The sequence below is a fragment of the Thiobacillus denitrificans DSM 12475 genome (assembly GCF_000376425.1).
In the GTDB taxonomy this organism is placed as follows: domain Bacteria; phylum Pseudomonadota; class Gammaproteobacteria; order Burkholderiales; family Thiobacillaceae; genus Thiobacillus; species Thiobacillus denitrificans.
Window position 1 is genome coordinate 71,543 of the sequence record NZ_AQWL01000009.1, and the last position, 18,518, is coordinate 90,060.

The window sequence follows — 18,518 nt, forward strand, 5'->3', positions numbered from 1 at the left end:
GTTTTTTTTTCTGTAACACGGCAAACCCATGGCGAACCATGCCGGGATGTAAAGAAGCCCGACAGCGCGGCATGGCGCGCGCCCGAAACTACAGCAAACGGTCGGCCCAGGCATGCATCTCCTGCGGGCGCTGGAAGTAATAGCCCTGGAAGCGCTCGCAGCCCTGCTGGCGCAGGAAGGCGAACTGGGCTTCGTTTTCCACCCCTTCGGCCACCACTTCGAAATGCAGATGGCGAGCCATCGACAGGATCGTCTCCACCAGGGCGACGTCATTGGGGTCGTGCGGAATGTCATGCACGAAGCTCTTGTCGATTTTCAATTCGGACAGGGGCAGGCGCTTCAGGTAAGCCAGCGAAGAATAGCCGGTGCCGAAATCGTCGATGGCGAAGCGCAGACCCAGCGCCGCCAGTTCGGTCATGCGTGCCACCGACTCGGAGGCGTGCTCGACCAGCTGGTTTTCGGTGATTTCCAGCGTGAGATAGGTGGGGTCGGCGCCGGTGGCGGCAAGGATTTCCCTGACCCGCTGCACGAAATCGGCCTGGTGAAACTGCCGTGGGCTGACGTTGACGGCAATGCGCAGGCCGCGGCCTGCGGCGTCGAGCTGGGCGATGAGGGTGCAGGCTTCGCGCAGCACCCACTCGCCCAGCGGCACGATGAGGCCGGATTCTTCGGCCAGCGGAATGAAGCTCGACGGCATCACCAGACCACGGCGCGGATGCCGCCAGCGCACCAGCGCTTCGGCCCCGATCACCCTGCCGCCGGCATCGACCTGCGATTGCAGATGCAGTTCGAAGCTGCGGTCGCGCACCGCCTCGCGCAATTCGTGATCGAGGGCATAGCGCTCGGCGACGGCTTCCTGCATGGCGGGCTCGAAATAGGCGAGGGCGTTGCGGCCGCCCTCCTTGGCCCGGTACATGGCGGTATCGGCCTCGCGCATGAGGTCGTCGACACTTTCTGTTTTCTTCGGAAACAGGGTGATGCCGATGCTGGCGGTGGCGAGGTATTCCTGGCCGCCGATGTTTACCGGGTTATCCAGCATGCTGCGGATTTTCTCTGCCACCGCCATGACCAGAGCGCCGGCATCCTCCGGATTTGCCGCCAGATCGGGCAGCAGGATCACGAACTCGTCGCCGCCCAGCCGCGCCACCGTGTCTTCCTGGCGCAGGGCGTACGCCAGCCGCCTGGCCACTTCGCGCAGCACGGCGTCTCCCGTCGCATGGCCATGCACATCGTTGATGCGCTTGAACTGGTCGAGATCGACGAACAGCACGGCGCCGTAGCGCCGGTTGCGGCGCGCAGCCGCGAGCGCCTGGGCCAGCCGGTCGAGGAACAGGACGCGGTTGGGCAGTTCCGTCAGTGCATCATGGTAGGCCAGGCGTTCGATTTCGGCTTCGGCCCGCTTGGCGTCCGTGACGTCCATGCAGTGCCCGACATAGCCGAGGAACTGGCCCTGGGTATCGTAGCGCGGACTGCCCCGGTCGATGACCCAGCGATACTCGCCGCTGGCGTTACGCAGCCGGTATTCGATCGAAAACGGCTTCCGCCGGTCGAAGGCCTCGCGACAGGCCTCGACACTGCGCGAACGATCCTCGGGATGGATCCCTTCGGCCCAACCCGAACCCAGTTCCTGCTCCAGCGAGTGGCCGGTAAAGCGCAGCCAGAGCTCGTTGACATAATCGCACGCCATATCCGGTCCGGCAGTCCACACCAGCGCCTGTCCGCTGTTGGCGAGGTCGCGAAAATGCTGTTCGCTGTTGGCCAGGTCCTCGCGCAGCCGGTATTCCGCCGAGATATCGCGGAATACCAGCACCACGCCCTGCAAAGCGCCCTTGGCATTGCGGATCGGGGCAGCGCTGTCGGCGATGTGGTAGCGCGCACCGTTGCGCGCTACCAGCACGGCATGGTTGGCCAGCCCCATCCCCTGCCCCTCGCGGACGACGCGCGCCACCGGAATCTCTGCCGGCGCGCCGGTGAGGGCATTTTCGATCACGAATACGTCCGCGATGGGCCGCCCCAGGGCTTCGGCCTGGGTCCAGCCGGTGAGGCTTTCCGCCACCGGATTCATCAGGGTAATCCGTTCCCCGGTATCGGTAGCCAGCAGGCCATCGCCGATGGAATGCAGGGTGATGGCCAGCCGTTCCTCGCTGGTGGCCAGGTTTGCCTGCGTCTCCTGAATAGCGCGCGCCATGGCATTGAAGCTTCCGGCCAGCTTCGCAATTTCCAGTGCGCCCTCTTCCGGCACCGTCACATCCAGCTGCCCGCTGCGCAGGGTATCCGCCGCCTGCGCCAGGCGTCCCAGTGGCGAGGCCACATGGCGATGCAGCATCCAGCCCAGGAGACCGATCAGCAGCAGGCTGGCGGTCAGGTCCGCCGCACGCGCCTTGAACACGAACTCGCGCATCATCAGCCGGTCGCGAGCGAGATCGAATCCGACGTACACCGCGCCCTGCCGCCGGCTGCGCAACTGCTGCGCTTCGCCCGCCAGCTGGAACGGCTGCATGGCGGCGATGTGCACCCCGTCCGCAGTGGTCGGAAAAAATACCGGGAGCTTCCCTTGCCTGATCAGGGCGAAGCGACGCATGTCGAAACCCGGCAGCACCTCGGTAACGAGTCGGCCGCGCCAGGCATAGCGGTGGGCCGCCAGCACGCGGCCGCTGTCGTCGAGCAGCAGCACGGCCTCCGTGCGCTGGTCGGCCGCCACCTGCGCCATATCCGCTTCCACCAGTTCCCGGCTGGTTTCCCAGCCCTGCTCCGCCATGCGCGCCAGATGGGCGGTGTGGGTCAGGATATCCATCCTGGCCTGCTGGCCAAGCTGGTCCAGGCGCTTGTCCAGCACATTCACCAGCGACACCCCGAGCACCACCAGCAGCAGCAGCGCCAGCCCGACCGGCAGGGTGATGCGCAGGGGCAGACGCCGCATCCTCATGGCGACACCGGCAGAAAACGCGGATCGGCCAGTCCTGCCAGCGTGGGTGATTGCCTCAGCAATCCGGCGGAAACCATGATGCGAGCGACGTTGCCGGCCGCAGGCACAAGGCCGGGGCTGGGCTCCTCCAGCCAGCCACGGTTGGCCGCAAGATCCATGAAGCGGATGCCCGCGAGTGCCGCGCGCACCTTGTCCGGGCTGACGCCAAGGCGTGGAGCCATGCGGCGAAAGGCGTCGTCGGGTGCGGCATGCAGATAATCCAGCGCCCGGAAATAGCCCGCCAGCAATTGCCGGAAGCTGTCGGGAGACCGTTCCAGGGCATCGGTCCGCGCCACCAGCGTGTCCACGATCAGGCCGGGAAAATGACTGCTGTCGTACAGGCGCCGCGCGCCCTCTGCCTGCAGCTGCGTGGCGAAGGGCTCCCAGCTGACCAGCGCATCCACCTTGCCCGCAAGGTAGGCCCGCAGCTGGTGGTCGCCGGTAATCCGCAGCTTGACGATGTCGCGGGGCGTCAAGCCTGCCGCTTCGAGCGACTTGACCAGCATCAGCGCACCAGCGGCGGTCTCATCCACGCCAATGCGTTTGCCCCTGAGATCCTCCAGCCGTTCGATACCGGGGCGGCTCATGATGACATCCGCTCCGGCGGAATCGTCGAAGACCAGAATGGCGCGCACGTCCAGCCCGCCTTCGCGGGCAAGCAGGTATTCGTCGAGGGTGAGCGTGGCCGCTTCCACATCCCCTGTGGCCAGCGACATGAGATTGGCCGTGTTGGAGGGCATTTCCACCAGACGCAGGGTATTGGCGTCATACAGTCCCAGTTCACGCGCAAGAAACAGGGGTTCGGAACCGATCCAGAGCATGCCCCCGACGCGCGTGAGTGGCGGCGGGCCGCTGCAGCCTGCGGCCAGCGCAAGCGGCGCCAGTGCGCTGGCCGCAAGAAAACGACGGCGCCCCTTGTCCATCTCCACACCCTTTAGCCGGCGGTCCGTCATCGGCCTTCCGGACCCACTGTTTTTTGCCGGGAAACCGGATTCATGGGCAATATCTCATGTACTCGCCCCGTTATTTTCGGTTAGTCAGGCCGTTATCCGGCCGGTCAGACAGGATAATGCCCCTATAACCAGTAGGCAGATGATCGCTGGATTGATGCCGGAATGGCAAGCTTCAACGCTGTATTGCCTTTTGCTGAGACAAACGAGATGGAAGAATTGATCGCCTGGTTACCCGCCGAACTGACCTCGCTGCCGCGCTACGTGGTGGCGCTGGCGATCGGCCTGCTGATGGGGCTGGAGCGCGAGCGCAATCCGGCGGCGAAGGCGGGCCTGCGCACGTTTGCGCTGACCGCGCTGCTGGGGGTGCTGGCGGCGCATCTGGCAACGGCGCTGGGCGAGCCATGGCTGATCGCTGTGGGTCTGATGCTGGTCGGCGCGATGATCATTGCAGCCTACGTGCGCGCGCCGCAACAAGCCGACGGCGACCCGGGAACGACCACGGTGGCGGCGCTGATGCTGTGCTACGGGCTTGGCGTGCTGGTATGGCACGACGAAACCCAGCTGGCGGTGATGCTGGGGATTACGACCACCCTGCTGCTGTATTTCAAGCCCGAGCTGCGCGGCCTGAGCGAGCGGATTTCGCGGCGTGACCTGCTGTCGATGCTGCAGTTTGCAGTGCTGGCGCTGATCATCCTGCCGCTGCTGCCGAACCGCAACTACGGCCCCTACGGCGCGCTCAACCCGTATCAGATCTGGTGGATGGTGGTACTGATCGCCGGCGTGGGACTGGCGGGCTACGCCGCGTTGCGCCTGGTCGGGCAGCAGCGCGGCGCGGTGATGCTGGGCCTGCTCGGCGGGCTGGTGTCGTCCACCGCCACGACTCTGGCGTTCAGCCGCCACGCCCGCGCCAGCCGCGACATGATACCGGTCGCGGTGATCGTCATCGTGCTGGCCAACCTGATGGTGCTGGTGCGGCTGGGCGTGCTGGCCGCGGTTGTCGCGCCCTCGGTCCTGCCGCAATTGCTGCCGGTGCTGCTCGGCGGACTGATCGTCGGCGGCATCGGCGCCGCCTACGGTGTGCAGCGCCTGCGGCCACAAGGCGAGCTGCCGGAGTTGGCGATTGAAAACCCTACCGAACTGCGTACGGCGCTCGGCTTCGGCCTGATGTACGGGGTGGTGCTGCTGGCGGCGGCCTGGCTGTCCGACTTGCTGGGCACGCGCGGCCTGTATGCGGTGGCGCTGGTGTCGGGGCTGACCGACGTCGACGCCATCACGCTGTCGAGCCTGCGCCTGCACAATCTGGACAAGCTGTCGGTGGAGGGCGTGGTCAACATCATCACCCTTGCGGTGCTGGCCAATCTGGTCTTCAAATCCACGCTCACCCTCGCCATCGGCGGCGGGCAGATGGCGCGCCACGCCATCGCCGGCATGGGCGCGGCGGGACTGGGGCTGGTCGCGGCCTGGGCTATAATTCGCGGCTTTTCCGCATAAACGCCGAACACCATCATGGAAGCCGAAAGCCTCAATCAGATCGAATCCAGCCTCGCCGACCTGGGCGAGCGTGCCACCCAGCTCAGGGGGTTTCTTTGACTACGATCACAAGAAAGACCGCCTCGAAGAAGTAGTCCGCCTGTCCGAAGCGCCCGACTTCTGGAACGACGCCGCCCGCGCCCAGGAACTGGGCCGCGAACGCAAGTCGCTGGAAGACGTGGTGCTGGTGCTCGACCGCGTGGCATCGGGCCTGAAGGATGCAGCCGAGCTGTTCGGGATGGCACGCGAGGAAAACGACGACGATACCCTCGCCGCGGTGCAGTCCGACATCGAGACCATCGAAAAGGATGTCTCCACGCTGGAATTCCGCCGCATGTTCAACAATCCGGCCGACCCCAGCAACTGCTTCATCGACATCCAGGCCGGTGCCGGCGGCACCGAGGCCTGCGACTGGGCATCGATGCTGCTGCGGCAATACCTGAAATACGCCGAGCGCAAGGGCTTCAAGGCGGAACTGCTGGAAGAATCCGAGGGCGACGTCGCCGGCATCAAGTCCGCCAGCATCAAGATCGAGGGCGACTACGCCTACGGCACCCTGCGCACCGAAACCGGGGTGCACCGCCTGGTGAGAAAGTCCCCGTTCGACTCGTCCGGCGGCCGCCACACCAGTTTCGCCAGCGTGTTCGTCTACCCGGAAGCCGACGATTCGATCGAGGTGGAAATCAACCCCGCCGACCTCAGGATCGACACCTATCGCGCGTCCGGCGCCGGCGGCCAGCACATCAACAAGACCGACTCGGCGGTGCGCATCACCCACCTGCCCAGCGGCATCGTGGTGCAGTGCCAGAACGACCGTTCGCAGCACAAGAACCGCGCCGAGGCGATGTCGATGCTGAAATCGAAGCTCTACGAAGCCGAGTTACGCAAACGTCAGGCCGAACAGGACAAGCTCGAAGCCGGCAAATCGGATGTCGGCTGGGGCCACCAGATCCGTTCGTACGTGCTCGACAACTCGCGCATCAAGGATCTGCGCACCAACGTCGAAGTCTCCGCCACGCAGAAGGTGCTGGACGGCGACCTGGACGTGTTCATCGAAGCCAGCCTCAAGCAAGGCGTGTAAACGTCCCCTTCGCAGCCGCCGGCCGTCGGGCCGCGCGGGTCCACGTCAACATGCGTCGCCCGCCGACGCATGGGTTCCGTCCGTCCTACAGCCACGCCGCCCGATCGGTGGGCGCATCAGGGTTCCGCCTGGCACGCGCCCCTTGAATTCCAGCAGGCCGCACATAGATCCTAAAGAAGGGAAGCCGGTACCCTTTATCCCCGTTTATCCAAGGAGGTTACGACATGCTCTATCGCTCGTTTTTTCCCCGCGACCTGTACGCGGACATGGATCGCCTGCAGCGTGAAATGCAGCAGGCCCTGGACCTTTCCCCGAATATCCGCGGCCTCGCGCGCGGTTTTCCTGCGCTGAATATCGGCGGCACCGCGAAATCGGTGGAGATTTATGCCTTTGCCCCCGGCATCGATCCGGCCAGCCTCGAGGTGCAGATCGAAAAAGGCGTGCTGACCGTCGCCGGCGAACGCAAGGACGACGAAATGGCGGAGAAGGCCGCCGTGCACATCAACGAACGCTACGCCGGCCGTTTCCGCCGTGTCGTGGCATTACCCGACGACGTCGACGCCAACGCCTGCGAGGCGCAATACCGCGACGGCGTGCTGCACATCAGCATTCCCCGCAGCGAAAGCGCGCAACCGCGCCGCATTGCCATTCATTGAGGAGCAACGACCATGGCCGACAACACGCTTGCCACCCAGACCCGGACCACCCAGTCCGACACTGACGCCGCGCGCGCCGAGGCTGCGCTGCTGCCGCCGGTGGACGTCATCGAGGATGCCGGCGGCATCACGCTCTATGCCGATCTGCCAGGCGTACCCAAGGACAAACTGAACCTGCATATCGAAGCCGACCGGCTAACCATCGATGCCGACATCGCGCTCGACATGCCCGAAGGTATGCAGCCCAGTCATGCGGAAGTGGGTCTGGTCCGCTATCACCGAGCGTTCACGCTGTCGAAGGAGCTGGACACCGAGAAGGTCGGCGCCGAATTCAGCAATGGCGTGCTGAAACTGCGCATACCGAAGGCGGAACACGCGCAGCCGCGACGCATTGAAGTGCGCGCTGCGTAACCGTTGCCGGAGCGCATCCCTGCGCTCCGGCAACGGTACATGAACAAGGAGATTCGGGATGAGATTCGATAACCTGAAGGAAAATGTCGAGACCCTGTGGGACAACGTGGCCGAGGGGGGCCGCCACTTATGGCGTTCCGCCGCGGGTGCGCTGACCCGCTTCAAGCCTGGCGACGCGACCAACCTGCCGCCTGCTGCGGCCGTGGACGATACCGCCTACATCCCCAGCCAGGGATGGTCGATGCTGGGCGGCGACGTGTTCGAGGACGATCAGCGCCTGGTGGTGCGGATCGAAGTGCCCGGAATGGAAAAGGAAGACCTCAAACTCGAGGTGCTCGACGACGCTCTGCTGGTTCACGGCGAAAAACGCTTTGCCCACGAATCGACCGAAGGCCGCTGGCGGGTGATGCAGTGTGCCTACGGTAATTTCCGCCGCCGGATTCCCTTGCCCGCCGAGGTCAAGGCCGACGAAGCGCGGGTGAGCTACAAAAACGGCGTGCTGCGGGTAGAGTTGCCCAAGTCGTCTCCCGGGCGCAGCCGTGCGGTGAGCATCGCGGTGGAATGAGCGGCGCATGCCGCGAGTCCCGGCTGCGCGCGCGTCATCCACAATAGGGCCGGTTTCAGGGATTATCCCGGCCTGCCCATCGAAAACCGGGTGTAATCTCCTTCCCATTGCCCAACGGCATTCCTTCTGCCCGCCGCCGGAGACTCCATGCGCACCGAAACGCCCGTCACGCTGTATCTCAAGGATTACGCCCCGCCCGCCTGGCTGATCGACACCGTCGATCTTCATGTTGCAATTTTCGAGGGGCATGCCGACGTCAAAACCCGTCTCGCCTGCCGCCGCAATCCAGCCGCCGTAGCCGGCCCGATGGTACTGAACGGCGAGGCACTGGAACTGGTCAGCCTCACGCTCGACGGCACACCACTCGACCCGGCACGCTACGCTCAGGCCGGCGAACGGCTGACGATTGACGCGTCGCTGCCGGATGAATGCATGCTGGAAACCGTGGTGCGCATTCATCCGGACAAGAACACCCAGCTGTCGGGGCTGTACCGGTCGAAAGACGGCTATTTCACCCAATGCGAGGCGGAAGGTTTCCGCCGCATCACCTTCTTCCCGGACCGGCCCGACGTGATGGCAAAGTTCAGCTGCGCGGTGGAAGCCGACCGCGAACGCTTTCCGCAGCTGCTATCCAACGGCAATCCCGTCGCAGCCGGTGCGTGCGCCGGCGATGCGACGCGCCACTGGGCGCGCTGGGAAGACCCCTACGCCAAGCCCTGCTACCTGTTCGCGCTGGTGGCGGCCAGGCTCGACGTGCTGGAAGACGAATACGTGACCGCGTCCGGCCGCCGCGTGCAGCTCCAGATTTTCGTCGAACCCGGCAAGCTCGACCAGTGCGGCCACGCGATGGCGGCGCTGAAAAAAGCCATGCGCTGGGACGAGCAGCGCTTCGGGCTGGAATACGACCTCGACCGCTACATGATCGTCGCTGTCGGCGACTTCAACATGGGCGCGATGGAGAACAAGGGCCTCAACATTTTCAACACGAAATACGTGCTGGCGCGTCCCGACACCGCGACCGACGCCGACTACCAGGGCATCGACCGCGTGGTGGCGCACGAGTACTTCCACAACTGGACCGGCAACCGCGTCACCTGCCGCGACTGGTTCCAGCTGTCGCTCAAAGAGGGGTTGACGGTATTCCGCGACCAGGAATTCGGCGCCGACACGCATTCGCGCGCGGTCACGCGCATCCAGGAAGTGCGCGCCCTGCGCATCGGCCAGTTCCCCGAAGACGCGGGACCGATGGCGCACCCGATCCGGCCGGCCTCCTACGCCGAGATCAACAATTTCTACACCGCCACCGTCTACAACAAGGGCGCGGAAGTCATCCGCATGATGCACACCCTGCTCGGACGCGACGCTTTCCGCCGCGGCATGGATCTTTACTTCCGGCGCCACGACGGCCAGGCCGTCACCTGCGAGGATTTCGTCGCAGCGATGCAGGACGCCTCCGGCGTCGATCTCACGCAGTTCCGCCGCTGGTACGCGCGCGCCGGCACGCCGCGCCTGCATGCCGAAACGGCGTACGACGCCGTGGCCCGGCGCTACACGCTCACGCTCACCCAGCATCTCGCGCCCACCGCCTACGAAAAGCGACTGGCCGAATCGGGGCAGCCGGTCGTCGAGGGCGTGCTGCACATTCCCGTCGCGCTCGGCCTCGTCCTGCCCGACGGCAGCGACGCGCCGCTGCGACTCGCCGGCGAGCCGAACGCCGTCGGCACCACCCGCGTGCTGTCGCTCACCGAACCCACTCAGACCTTCATCTTCGAAGGCGTGCCTGCTGCGCCGGTCGCCTCGCTGCTGCGCGATTTCTCCGCGCCGGTGCTGCTCGAACTGGACCAGACCGACTTTGAGCTCGCGCACCTGATGGCCCACGACTCCGACGCCTTCAACCGCTGGGAAGCCGGACAGCGGCTGGCAACACGCGTCCTGCTCGCCGGCGTCGCCGCCGGCGGCAGCGGCACCGACTGGATACCCGACGCCTTCGTCGCCGCCTGCGGCCGCGTCCTCGACGACGGCCTCGCCGGCGACCCCGCGCTCGCCGCCGAAGCGCTCAACCTGCCTGCCGAAGCCGTGCTCGCCGAAGCGGTGGTTGCCCAGGGCGACACCATCGACCCCGAAGCCATCCACACCGCACGCGTGACCCTGCGCCGCCACCTCGCCGCCCGCCTACGCGACAAACTCGAAGCCGTGTGGACCACCCTCGCCCCCACCACCGCCTACGCCCCCGACGGCTCGCAGGTCGGCCAGCGCGCCCTGCGCAACGCCTGCCTCGCTTATCTCGCCGAAAGCGATGCGGAGTATTTGCAGGCGTCGGTCGTGCCGCGCCTCACCGCCCAGCTCGCGGCGGGCGGCAACATGACCAATCAGATCGCTGCGCTGGCCACGCTCGCCAACCTCGACCTGCCCGAACGCGAAGCCGCACTCGCCGATTTCTACTCGCACTGGCAAACCGAAGCCCTGGTCATCGACAAGTGGTTCTCGGTGCAGGCCACCTCGCGCCTGCCCGGCACCGTCGGCCACATGCGCGCGCTAATGCAGCACCCTGCCTTCGACCTGAAAAACCCCAACCGCGTCTACGCCCTGATCCGCGGCTTCTGCGGCGCCAACCCGCGCCACTTCCACGCCGCCGACGGCAGCGGCTACGCGCTGGCCGCCGACGTCATCAGCGACCTGCAGGCGATGAATCCGCAGGTCGCGTCACGCATCGCCCGCAGCTTCGACCGCTGGCGTCAGTTCGACGCGGGCCGGCAGGCGCACGCGCGCGCCGCGCTGGAGCGCATCGCGGCAGTCGAGGATCTGGCGAAGGATGTGGCGGAGGTGGTGGGGAATGCGTTGAAGGCTTGACCGGCAAGGTTGGCGCATTGCCCATGCAGGGCGATGATGCGGGATTTGTTGGCCGCTCCGCTATCGGCCCGACCTGTCAGGTGAGCGTGGCCTGCGCTTTTACGGCTTCTTGGGCGTGGTGTATTTCACCACTTTATGGAACGGTTCCCAGATAGTCTCGTAACCGACGTAACCCTTCTCGGTCGGCGCTTTTTGCCGGGTTGTCAGAAAGCGTGATTTGCCTTCCGGGACGGGACGCTTGGTTTTGGTGGGTTCGCTCATGGTTTACCTCGTCTCTTTGGAAATGGGGGGCTTGGCCGACATCAGGCCTGTCGCGGATGCGATTTGCGCACCATTCAAATGGGAACGGCGCGACAGTCGTTCAGGGCAGGGGACGCTTCCACCTTGCCGCCGTACCGGATTTCCTCATCCGTGGCATCACGTACCCTTAGTATTTCAAGCTTGAAAATCACTTCCCGGCCGCACAGCGGGTTATTGCCGTCAATCGTCACCGTTCTGGCGTCCACCCGGGTCACCAGAAAACTCCTGGTTTGGCCATTGTCGTTTTCCATCAGGATGGCCGTGCCGACTTCACGGTAGGCCTCAGGGACATTCGCGATGGCTTCGATAATCACCAGTGCTTCATCCCGGGGGCCGTATATGTCGTTGCAGTCTATGTGTACCTCGATGATATCGCCCTCGGATTTGCTCTCCAGCGCGTCCATGACCCGGGGCGACAAGATCGCGTTGACGCCGTGAACATAGCCCAGAGGAAACTCGACCAGCGTCAGCACCTGGCGTGTTTTCCGGTCGATCACCTTGTAGGTCAGTTCGACATATTTGTTGGCTTCGACGATGGCTTTCATGGATGTCCTGAAGTTTCAGAAAATGGAGGCGGCAAAGATGCGTACCTCGCCCTGTTCATAGCCCAGCACCAGACGCCCGAGCCATTCACCTTCCTTCTTCGTGCTGCGGACCCGGTACAGCACCGTGACATGCCGGCCTCTCCGGATGATGCCCAGGTAATCCCATTCCGGGTGCAGGCTTCGGGTCAGTTCGCTGTTGGCGAACTGTTTGCCGAGTTCGATCTCATTCAGACCGAGCAGCAGGTCGTAGGAAAACTTGCGGATGAATTTTCCGTACTGCCCCTGGTTGGAGTATTTAATCAGGTCGCGCCACATAGGGTGGGCAAGCTCCAGAATCGCCTCGTCGCTGTGTTCGATGATGTTCATGGAGGTCTGGGGGGTGGCCTGAACGACAGAAGTGGTCATGGGCAATTCCTTGTAGGGTCGCGAAAAAACCTGCGCAGGAACGTGCGGGTTTTCAGGGAAGATAGCGGCGGCCAGCAGGCTGGTGTCGCGGCCGCGGTTTACTCGTCCTTGCCGACCAGGTGGTAGCACGGGGCTTTTTCCATGGTGTATTCGCCGGTCGCGGGATCGCGACGCGATACGGTGAGGACATGCCAGTTTGCATCGTCGAGCTTCATCGCATCCCCCCGATAGTAGTAACCCGGCCAGCGGGTTTCCTTGCGGAACAGGGTGTGTTGCATGACCGCCTCAGAGGTGAGGTGGCGATGCTTCAGCTCCCAGGCGCGCAGCAGTTCGTGGATGTCCTCGGCGGCAATTTTCTCAAGGTCCTCTTCCATGATCTTGAGTTTTTTCAGGCCGATTTGCAGCAGCTTGTCGTTGGTCATGTAGTTGACCGTCGCCCCTGCGCAGTACTCGTCCATCAGCTTCTGCAGACGGTCGAGGCCCTGCCGGGGATTGATGTAGTTCGGGTTGACGCTACCCGCCGTGATTTCGTTGCGGTTGACCTTGTAATGCTCCATCGGCTTGAAGATTTCTTCACCGCGGCGCCGGATCTGCGTATCAGAAACCTGGATGCCCTCGGCCTTGCCGTCGTCGATGTATTTGCACGCAGCCTTGGCGGCCAGACGGCCTTCGGTAAACGAGCCCGACGAGAACGCGTGCGGCGTGCCGCCGACGGCATCGCCCGCGCCGAATAGACCCTCGACCGTGGTCATGCGGTTGTAGCCCCAGTAGTACTCCGGAGGGGAAATATCCTCGGGGCCTGAACACCAGGCGCCGCAACCGGTCGCGTGCGAGCCCATCACATACGGCTCGGAGGTGGTCAGTTCCGGGTTTTCATACTTCGGATTGACATCGGTCGCCGCCCACAGCACGGCCTGGCCCACGGTCATGCCAAGAAAGTTATGCCAGCCGATCTCCTCCAGATGCGGATCCTGGAAGGCCTCCATCGTCACCATGTGGATAGGACCGCGACCGGCGTTCACCTCGGAAATGAATGCGTGGTTGCGCAGACAGGTCGGAATAGGCTTGTGGGACAGATGCTGCCCCTCGGTATCCAGATATTCCTTGCCGACCATTTCAGTCAGCGCGGGGAACCACTTCGACTCGTACTCTTCGCCATTACAGTTCTGCGTGTAGGTCTTGAGGTGCAGGAAGTAAGCTCCCACCGGACCGTAACCATCCTTGAATCGCGCCAGTACGATACGGTTTTCCATCTGGGTCATTTTTGCGCCCGCCTGGATCATCAGGCCATAGGCCGAGCCCGACGACCACGGGGCATACCAGACGCGGCCCGCACCTTCACCCACTGAGCGCGGCTTGAAGATGTTGGAGGCTCCGCCCGCGCCGACGATCACCGTCCTGGATTTGAAGACGTGGTAATCCCCGGTGCGGACGTTAAAGCCGACCGCCCCGGCCACGCGATTCTCCTTGGCGTCATCCATCAGCAGATGGGTGATGCAGATCCGGTTAAAGACCTTGTCGGCGGATTTCTTGGCCGCCTCGGCGACGATCGGCTTGTAGGATTCGCCGTGAATCATGATCTGCCAACGCCCCTCGCGCTGATAGTGGCCGGTCTTGGGGTCGCGCATGATCGGCAGGCCCCACTCTTCGAACTGGTGAACGGCGGAGTCGACGTGACGCGCCATATCGAACAGCAAGTCTTCGCGCACCATCCCCATCAGGTCCATCCGCGCGTAACGGACGTGATCTTCAGGCTTGTTCTCGCCCCAACGCGTGCCCATGTAACAGTTGATCGCATAGAGGCCCTGGGCCACTGCGCCCGAACGGTCCATGTTGGCCTTTTCGGCAATGACGATCTTCTTGTCCTGCCCCCAGTAGCGCGCTTCCCACGCAGCACCCGTGCCGCCCAGGCCCGCGCCTACGACAAGGATGTCGATGTTGTCTTCGACAATGGTCTTGTAAGCCATCAGTAGTACACCCCTTCCTTCATCACGAGGCGGTTCGATTCCAGCGTATGCAGATCGCCTTCGTCCATGCGAATGTATTTGGGCTCGTTGAACAACAACTGGCTATCACGCATCGCCTGGCTGGGCGCGGGCACAGCGGAGAGTTGCGGGATGTGTTTGCCCCAGGGCTTGGTCGTGATCGGCGCCAGCAGCTCCATGTCCTTTTCGCCGTTGCGGAACTTGATGCGCCAGGCAATGACGCCTTTTTCCTCGTCGCGACGGACGCGTACCGAGTGGCCCAGCGGGGCGAAGTCGGCGTAACCGCGTACATCGATCGCATCATGCGGACAGGCCTTGACGCACGAGTAGCACTCCCAGCACATGTTCGGCTCGATGTTGTAGGCGCGCCGCGTGACTTTATCGATGTGCATGATGTCCGACGGACAGATGTCGACGCAGTGTCCGCAGCCATCGCAGCGTGTCATGTACACAAAGGTAGGCATGGTGTACCTCTCGATTCTGCTGGATTGGTAGGGCCATTAAAAATGGCTGGGCGCTTCACGCTTGATGCCCAGTCCCATATTGGGCGGATGGGCCCCCAGGTAGGCCGGGACATCAGGAAACCTCGCCTGCACTTCAGGATCCGACGGATCGTAGATGGCGGGCATGTTTTCCCTCGAACCATCCGCCTTGATGACGCGCTTCTGGAAAGCGGCCGCGGGCTTGAAGAACATGTGCGCGAATTTGGACCAATACACCGAGCCGAAGAGCAGCGTGCTGAAGGCGACGAACAATATGAAGAACAGCATGTTCAGCGTGCCGAGTCCCATGGTGAAAGACCAGAGCAGCGCGAAGGTGGCCATGCCAAGCAGGCCGATGATGAAAAGGTCTCCGCGCCCGTTCAACCGATACCACTTGACGCCCTCGGAGGCGACGTCGACACGGATACTGAACCAGAACCAGTACCCCCCCAGGCACAGCATGACCGCGCCCAGGTGCCACAGCAGCGCCAGGATGGCCGGCGCCGAATCTTCCAGGGTCGGATAGGCAAAGATCAGTATCGCCGTGGTGACGACAAAAATGATGAAGCCGTACATGGTGAAGAGGTGCGAAATGCGGCGCTTCAGATTGGCGAATTCGCCCGAGGTCAGCACCTCCTTGCCGACGGTCTTCAAGGCCAGTGCGCTTTTTTCGCCCGTACCTAGCGTGCGCGTCGCGTTCTTCCTGGCCTTCCTGGCATTCTCGAAAAAATACCGGGCACTTTTCTTGTGAAGCATGTCGAGCACCGTCCCGACCACCACCAGAAGGAGCATCAGCACGACGTATGCCTGCATCGCAGCCGGGGGGATGACCGCGGCGAGTTCGGCGAAGGGGTTGCTAGCGATCATGGCATCCGGTCTCCTCAGGCCTCAAAAATACGAACACGAGTCCTTCGTATACGAAATAGCTAGGCGCCTGGAGATACATATTGAAAACACACTGCCCCGATGCCCCGACTCGCAATTCGCTGTCGCTCCGTGATTTGGCATCCTCGGTCAATCTCTATGGCGCAACTCAATTCATGCACCATAGGGTAGACAGCTTTATTTTCAAGGGAAATTTACCGGCCGAGAAACGAGCGGAGAATGTCGACGGTTCTCAATGCGGAGGTTTCTGTTCGCGTTACCGGGCAACCCTATTATTCACGGCTTCACCTCTGGGTTGCCGGCGCAAGCCCGCGTCTGACAGACGAAACTTACGGCAATAGTGCCGGTTAACCCTCCGCCACCACCCCCAGCACCGCCTCGCCGTAGGCCTCCAGCTTCTTCGTCCCCAGTCCCGATATCTCGCCCAGCTCCGTCAGCGTGGCGGGACGACGTGCAGCGATCTCGCGCAGGGTGGCGTCGTGCAGGATGACGTAGGCGGGCACGCCTTTCTCGTTGGCGGTTTCGCGGCGCCAGGCGCGCAGCGAGAGGAACAGCGGATCCTCGTCGTCGTGGACGCCGGTGCCGGAACTGGGGGCGAAGCGCGATTTCCTGCTGCGTGCCGGGCGCGCTTCGATGGCGCGCAGCATCACGGTTTCCTCGCCCTTCAGCACCGGCCTGGCGGCCTGGGTGAGTTTCAACGCGCCGTAGGCGCTGTGATCGACCTCGAGCAGCCCGCGCACCACCAGCTGGCGCAGCACGGCGCGCCAAACCTTGTCGGTCTGGCTCGCGCCGATGCCGAACACACTCAGCTGGCTGTGGCCAAAGCGATCGATTTTCTCGGTGGTCTTGCCGAGCAGCACATCGATGACGTGGCCGGCGCCGAAGCGCTGGCCGGTGCGGTAGACCGTGCTCAACAACTTCTGCGCGGCCTCGGTGCCATCCCACAGCGTGGGTGGATTGAGGCACACGTCGCAGTTGCCGCACGGCGGGCTGGCCTCGCCGAAGTAGGCGAGCAGCGCGACGCGACGGCAGCTGGCGGCTTCGGCGAGGCCGACCAGGGCGTCGAGCTTGGCGTGGCCGATACGCTTGTGGCTGTCTTCGGCCTCGCCCTCGTCGATGAAACGGCGCTGCGTCACCACATCCTGCAGGCCCCACGCCATCCACGCCTCGGCCGGTTCGCCGTCGCGACCGGCGCGGCCGGTTTCCTGGTAGTAGCCCTCGACCGAGCGCGGCAGGTCCAGATGCGCGACGAAGCGCACGTCGGGTTTGTCGATGCCCATGCCGAAGGCGAGCGTGGCGACCATGATCACGCCGTCCTCGCGCAGGAATTTTTCCTGATGGCGGCGGCGCGTCTCGTTGTCCATGCCGCCGTGGTAGGGCAGCGCGGTGAGGCCGGCCTGCCTGAGCGCGTCGGCGGTTTCCTCGACCTTCTTGCGCGTGCTGCAGTAGACGATGCCGGCTTCGCCTTTGTGCTCGGCCAGGAAATCCAGCAGCTGGCGGCGCGGCTCGGTCTTTTCGGCAATGCGATAGCGGATGTTGGGGCGGTCGAAGCTGGCGACGAAGACGCGCGCGGCGCCGAGATCAAGCCGGGTGAGGATTTCGGCGCGCGTCGCGGCATCCGCCGTGGCGGTGAGCGCGATGCGCGGCACCGCGGGAAAGCGTTCGTGCAGCGCCGACAGGCCGAGGTATTCCGGGCGGAAGTCGTGCCCCCATTGCGACACGCAGTGCGCTTCGTCGATGGCGAACAAGGACACGCGGGCCTGTTCGAGCAGGCCCTGGAAGCGCGGCGTCAGCAGCCGTTCCGGCGCGACATACAGGAGCTTGAGCTGCCCGGAGACGAATTCGCGTTCGACCTGCGCGGCGGCCGCGCCGTCGAGACTGGAATTCAGAAACGCCGCCGCGATGCCGAGTTCCTGCAGCGCCGCGACCTGGTCCTGCATCAGCGCGATCAGCGGCGACACCACCACCGCGCAGCCTTCGCGCAACAGCGCCGGAATCTGAAAGCACAGCGATTTGCCGCCGCCGGTGGGCATCAGCACCAGCGCATCGCCACCCGCCGTAACGGTATCGACGATGGCCGCCTGCTCGCCGCGAAACGCGGGGTAGCCGAAGACGCGGTTGAGCAGGCTTACAGGAGTGTCGGACATGGAAAAACAGACTGGAGGCGGTGTGTCACATTGGCTATAATTGTGTCACGTTTTGCGCTGTTTTTTCCCTCGGGAGGCTGCCCATGAAAACCCTGACCATCCGCGAAGCCCGCGAAGGCCTGTCGCACCCCGACCAGATGTTCGCCGATGCCGACGAAGTGCTGGTGGTGAAGCATGGCGAGCCGGTGGCACGCATCCTGCCGGTAGAACCGCGCAAGAAGGCGTTTGGCTCGCTGCGACAATTCCTGGAAAGCCAGCCCATGCAGGCCGTGCCCAGCGAGGATCTTCTAGCAGAAGAGCGCGAGGACCGCGCTTGAGCGCCTATATCGACACCAGCGCACTGGCCAAATGTTACATCCGCGAACCCCGCTCGCTGGAGGTGCTCGACTGGGCGGACGCCCAGGATGGCGTGGTGACGAGCCCCCTGACCCTGGTGGAGTTTCGCTGCCTGCTGGCACGCCGGCGCCGGGCCGGCCAGATCGATCTGCTGCTGGAGCGCGTTGTACTGGCCGAATTCGAACGTGACGTGCACGCACGCACCTGGCGCATCTACCAGGACACCGCCGGCCTCTTCGATGAGGCCCGCCAGCTGATCGACCTCGTTCCCGAAGTGCCGCTGCGTGCGCTGGACGCGCTGCACCTGGCCTACGCGCGCCATTACGACGCAAAAGTCTTCGCCACTGCCGACAAGAATCAGGCCGAGGCCGCCCGCGCGCTCGGCCTGCCCCTCACCATTTTTTACTGAACCACTTTTTACT

17 protein-coding genes are annotated in these 18,518 nt (G+C 64.0%); 8 read left to right on the forward strand and 9 right to left on the reverse strand.

The window, feature by feature from the left end; all coding sequences use genetic code 11:
• Positions 1 to 88: 88 nt before the first annotated feature.
• Positions 89 to 2,926 (reverse strand): EAL domain-containing protein, encoded by a 2,838-nt coding sequence (locus B059_RS19140; protein WP_157273709.1) that lies wholly within the window; start codon positions 2,924 to 2,926, stop codon positions 89 to 91.
• Complete coding sequence (locus B059_RS0113920; RefSeq protein WP_018078865.1) at positions 2,923 to 3,918, reverse strand: ABC transporter substrate-binding protein; 996 nt, start codon at positions 3,916 to 3,918, stop codon at positions 2,923 to 2,925. The genes B059_RS19140 and B059_RS0113920 overlap by 4 nt, the downstream gene beginning before the upstream one ends.
• Before the next feature lie 207 nt (positions 3,919 to 4,125).
• On the opposite strand from B059_RS0113920, the gene B059_RS0113925 reads away from it, so the two are divergent.
• The 6 genes from B059_RS0113925 (at position 4,126) to pepN (ending at position 11,011) form a co-directional block, all read left to right on the forward strand.
• A complete protein-coding gene (locus B059_RS0113925; RefSeq protein WP_038058878.1) occupies positions 4,126 to 5,409 on the forward strand; it encodes an MgtC/SapB family protein in 1,284 nt (427 codons plus the stop codon).
• A 15-nt stretch (positions 5,410 to 5,424) separates the two neighbouring features.
• A protein-coding gene (gene prfB, locus B059_RS20855) for a peptide chain release factor 2 (protein WP_157273710.1) occupies positions 5,425 to 6,529 on the forward strand; the annotation gives its coding sequence in 2 pieces (ribosomal slippage) (positions 5,425 to 5,505 and positions 5,507 to 6,529; 1,104 coding nt in all).
• Positions 6,530 to 6,753: 224 nt separating this feature from the next.
• The gene (locus B059_RS0113935) at positions 6,754 to 7,185 is read left to right on the forward strand and encodes an Hsp20/alpha crystallin family protein (protein WP_018078868.1); all 432 of its coding nucleotides are present in this window, start codon (positions 6,754 to 6,756) and stop codon (positions 7,183 to 7,185) included.
• 12 nt (positions 7,186 to 7,197) lie between these two features.
• Positions 7,198 to 7,596, forward strand: coding sequence for an Hsp20/alpha crystallin family protein (locus tag B059_RS0113940; protein ID WP_018078869.1), 399 nt, complete (start codon positions 7,198 to 7,200; stop codon positions 7,594 to 7,596).
• 58 nt (positions 7,597 to 7,654) lie between these two features.
• Positions 7,655 to 8,161, forward strand: coding sequence for an Hsp20/alpha crystallin family protein (locus tag B059_RS0113945; protein ID WP_018078870.1), 507 nt, complete (start codon positions 7,655 to 7,657; stop codon positions 8,159 to 8,161).
• A 147-nt stretch (positions 8,162 to 8,308) separates the two neighbouring features.
• Positions 8,309 to 11,011, forward strand: a complete 2,703-nt coding sequence (gene pepN / locus B059_RS0113950; RefSeq protein ID WP_018078871.1) for an aminopeptidase N — start codon at positions 8,309 to 8,311, stop codon at positions 11,009 to 11,011.
• Between the two features lie 99 nt (positions 11,012 to 11,110).
• Here pepN and B059_RS21125 read toward each other — a convergent pair whose 3' ends face one another.
• The 7 genes from B059_RS21125 to recQ all read right to left on the reverse strand — a co-directional run bounded on the left by B059_RS21125 (position 11,111) and on the right by recQ (position 17,760).
• Positions 11,111 to 11,272 (reverse strand): hypothetical protein, encoded by a 162-nt coding sequence (locus B059_RS21125; RefSeq protein WP_018078872.1) that lies wholly within the window; start codon positions 11,270 to 11,272, stop codon positions 11,111 to 11,113.
• 74 nt (positions 11,273 to 11,346) lie between these two features.
• Positions 11,347 to 11,856 carry an FKBP-type peptidyl-prolyl cis-trans isomerase gene (locus B059_RS0113960; RefSeq protein ID WP_018078873.1) on the reverse strand — a complete coding sequence of 170 codons (510 nt, stop codon included), beginning with the start codon at positions 11,854 to 11,856 and terminating at the stop codon, positions 11,347 to 11,349.
• A 15-nt stretch (positions 11,857 to 11,871) separates the two neighbouring features.
• Positions 11,872 to 12,261: a hypothetical protein gene (locus B059_RS0113965; RefSeq protein WP_018078874.1), complete on the reverse strand. Its 390-nt coding sequence runs from the start codon at positions 12,259 to 12,261 to the stop codon at positions 11,872 to 11,874.
• A gap of 98 nt (positions 12,262 to 12,359) precedes the next feature.
• Positions 12,360 to 14,228: an adenylyl-sulfate reductase subunit alpha gene (gene aprA, locus B059_RS0113970; protein ID WP_018078875.1), complete on the reverse strand. Its 1,869-nt coding sequence runs from the start codon at positions 14,226 to 14,228 to the stop codon at positions 12,360 to 12,362.
• Entirely contained in the window at positions 14,228 to 14,710 is a 483-nt protein-coding gene (gene aprB, locus B059_RS0113975) for an adenylyl-sulfate reductase subunit beta (protein WP_038058853.1), read from the reverse strand. Before aprB ends, aprA begins: the two co-directional genes overlap by 1 nt.
• Positions 14,711 to 14,746: 36 nt before the next feature.
• A complete protein-coding gene (locus tag B059_RS0113980) occupies positions 14,747 to 15,595 on the reverse strand; it encodes a hypothetical protein (protein WP_018078877.1) in 849 nt (282 codons plus the stop codon).
• A gap of 365 nt (positions 15,596 to 15,960) precedes the next feature.
• Entirely contained in the window at positions 15,961 to 17,760 is a 1,800-nt protein-coding gene (gene recQ, locus B059_RS0113985; RefSeq protein ID WP_018078878.1) for a DNA helicase RecQ, read from the reverse strand.
• A gap of 83 nt (positions 17,761 to 17,843) precedes the next feature.
• On the opposite strand from recQ, the gene B059_RS0113990 reads away from it, so the two are divergent.
• Both B059_RS0113990 and B059_RS0113995 read left to right on the forward strand, forming a co-directional pair.
• Positions 17,844 to 18,077, forward strand: a complete 234-nt coding sequence (locus B059_RS0113990) for a type II toxin-antitoxin system Phd/YefM family antitoxin (protein ID WP_018078879.1) — start codon at positions 17,844 to 17,846, stop codon at positions 18,075 to 18,077.
• Complete coding sequence (locus B059_RS0113995; protein ID WP_018078880.1) at positions 18,074 to 18,505, forward strand: type II toxin-antitoxin system VapC family toxin; 432 nt, start codon at positions 18,074 to 18,076, stop codon at positions 18,503 to 18,505. The genes B059_RS0113990 and B059_RS0113995 overlap by 4 nt, the downstream gene beginning before the upstream one ends.
• Positions 18,506 to 18,518: the final 13 nt, after the last annotated feature.

Bases quoted from the DNA above. Each gene is read 5' to 3' on its own strand.
- B059_RS19140 (WP_157273709.1), bottom strand. From the start codon at position 2,926: ATGAGGATGCGGCGTCTGCCCCTGCGCATCACCCTGCCGGTCGGGCTG.
- B059_RS0113920 (WP_018078865.1), bottom strand. From the start codon at position 3,918: ATGACGGACCGCCGGCTAAAGGGTGTGGAGATGGACAAGGGGCGCCGT.
- B059_RS0113925 (WP_038058878.1), top strand. From the start codon at position 4,126: ATGGAAGAATTGATCGCCTGGTTACCCGCCGAACTGACCTCGCTGCCG.
- B059_RS0113935 (WP_018078868.1), top strand. From the start codon at position 6,754: ATGCTCTATCGCTCGTTTTTTCCCCGCGACCTGTACGCGGACATGGAT.
- B059_RS0113940 (WP_018078869.1), top strand. From the start codon at position 7,198: ATGGCCGACAACACGCTTGCCACCCAGACCCGGACCACCCAGTCCGAC.
- B059_RS0113945 (WP_018078870.1), top strand. From the start codon at position 7,655: ATGAGATTCGATAACCTGAAGGAAAATGTCGAGACCCTGTGGGACAAC.
- pepN (WP_018078871.1), top strand. From the start codon at position 8,309: ATGCGCACCGAAACGCCCGTCACGCTGTATCTCAAGGATTACGCCCCG.
- B059_RS21125 (WP_018078872.1), bottom strand. From the start codon at position 11,272: ATGAGCGAACCCACCAAAACCAAGCGTCCCGTCCCGGAAGGCAAATCA.
- B059_RS0113960 (WP_018078873.1), bottom strand. From the start codon at position 11,856: ATGAAAGCCATCGTCGAAGCCAACAAATATGTCGAACTGACCTACAAG.
- B059_RS0113965 (WP_018078874.1), bottom strand. From the start codon at position 12,261: ATGACCACTTCTGTCGTTCAGGCCACCCCCCAGACCTCCATGAACATC.
- aprA (WP_018078875.1), bottom strand. From the start codon at position 14,228: ATGGCTTACAAGACCATTGTCGAAGACAACATCGACATCCTTGTCGTA.
- aprB (WP_038058853.1), bottom strand. From the start codon at position 14,710: ATGCCTACCTTTGTGTACATGACACGCTGCGATGGCTGCGGACACTGC.
- B059_RS0113980 (WP_018078877.1), bottom strand. From the start codon at position 15,595: ATGATCGCTAGCAACCCCTTCGCCGAACTCGCCGCGGTCATCCCCCCG.
- recQ (WP_018078878.1), bottom strand. From the start codon at position 17,760: ATGTCCGACACTCCTGTAAGCCTGCTCAACCGCGTCTTCGGCTACCCC.
- B059_RS0113990 (WP_018078879.1), top strand. From the start codon at position 17,844: ATGAAAACCCTGACCATCCGCGAAGCCCGCGAAGGCCTGTCGCACCCC.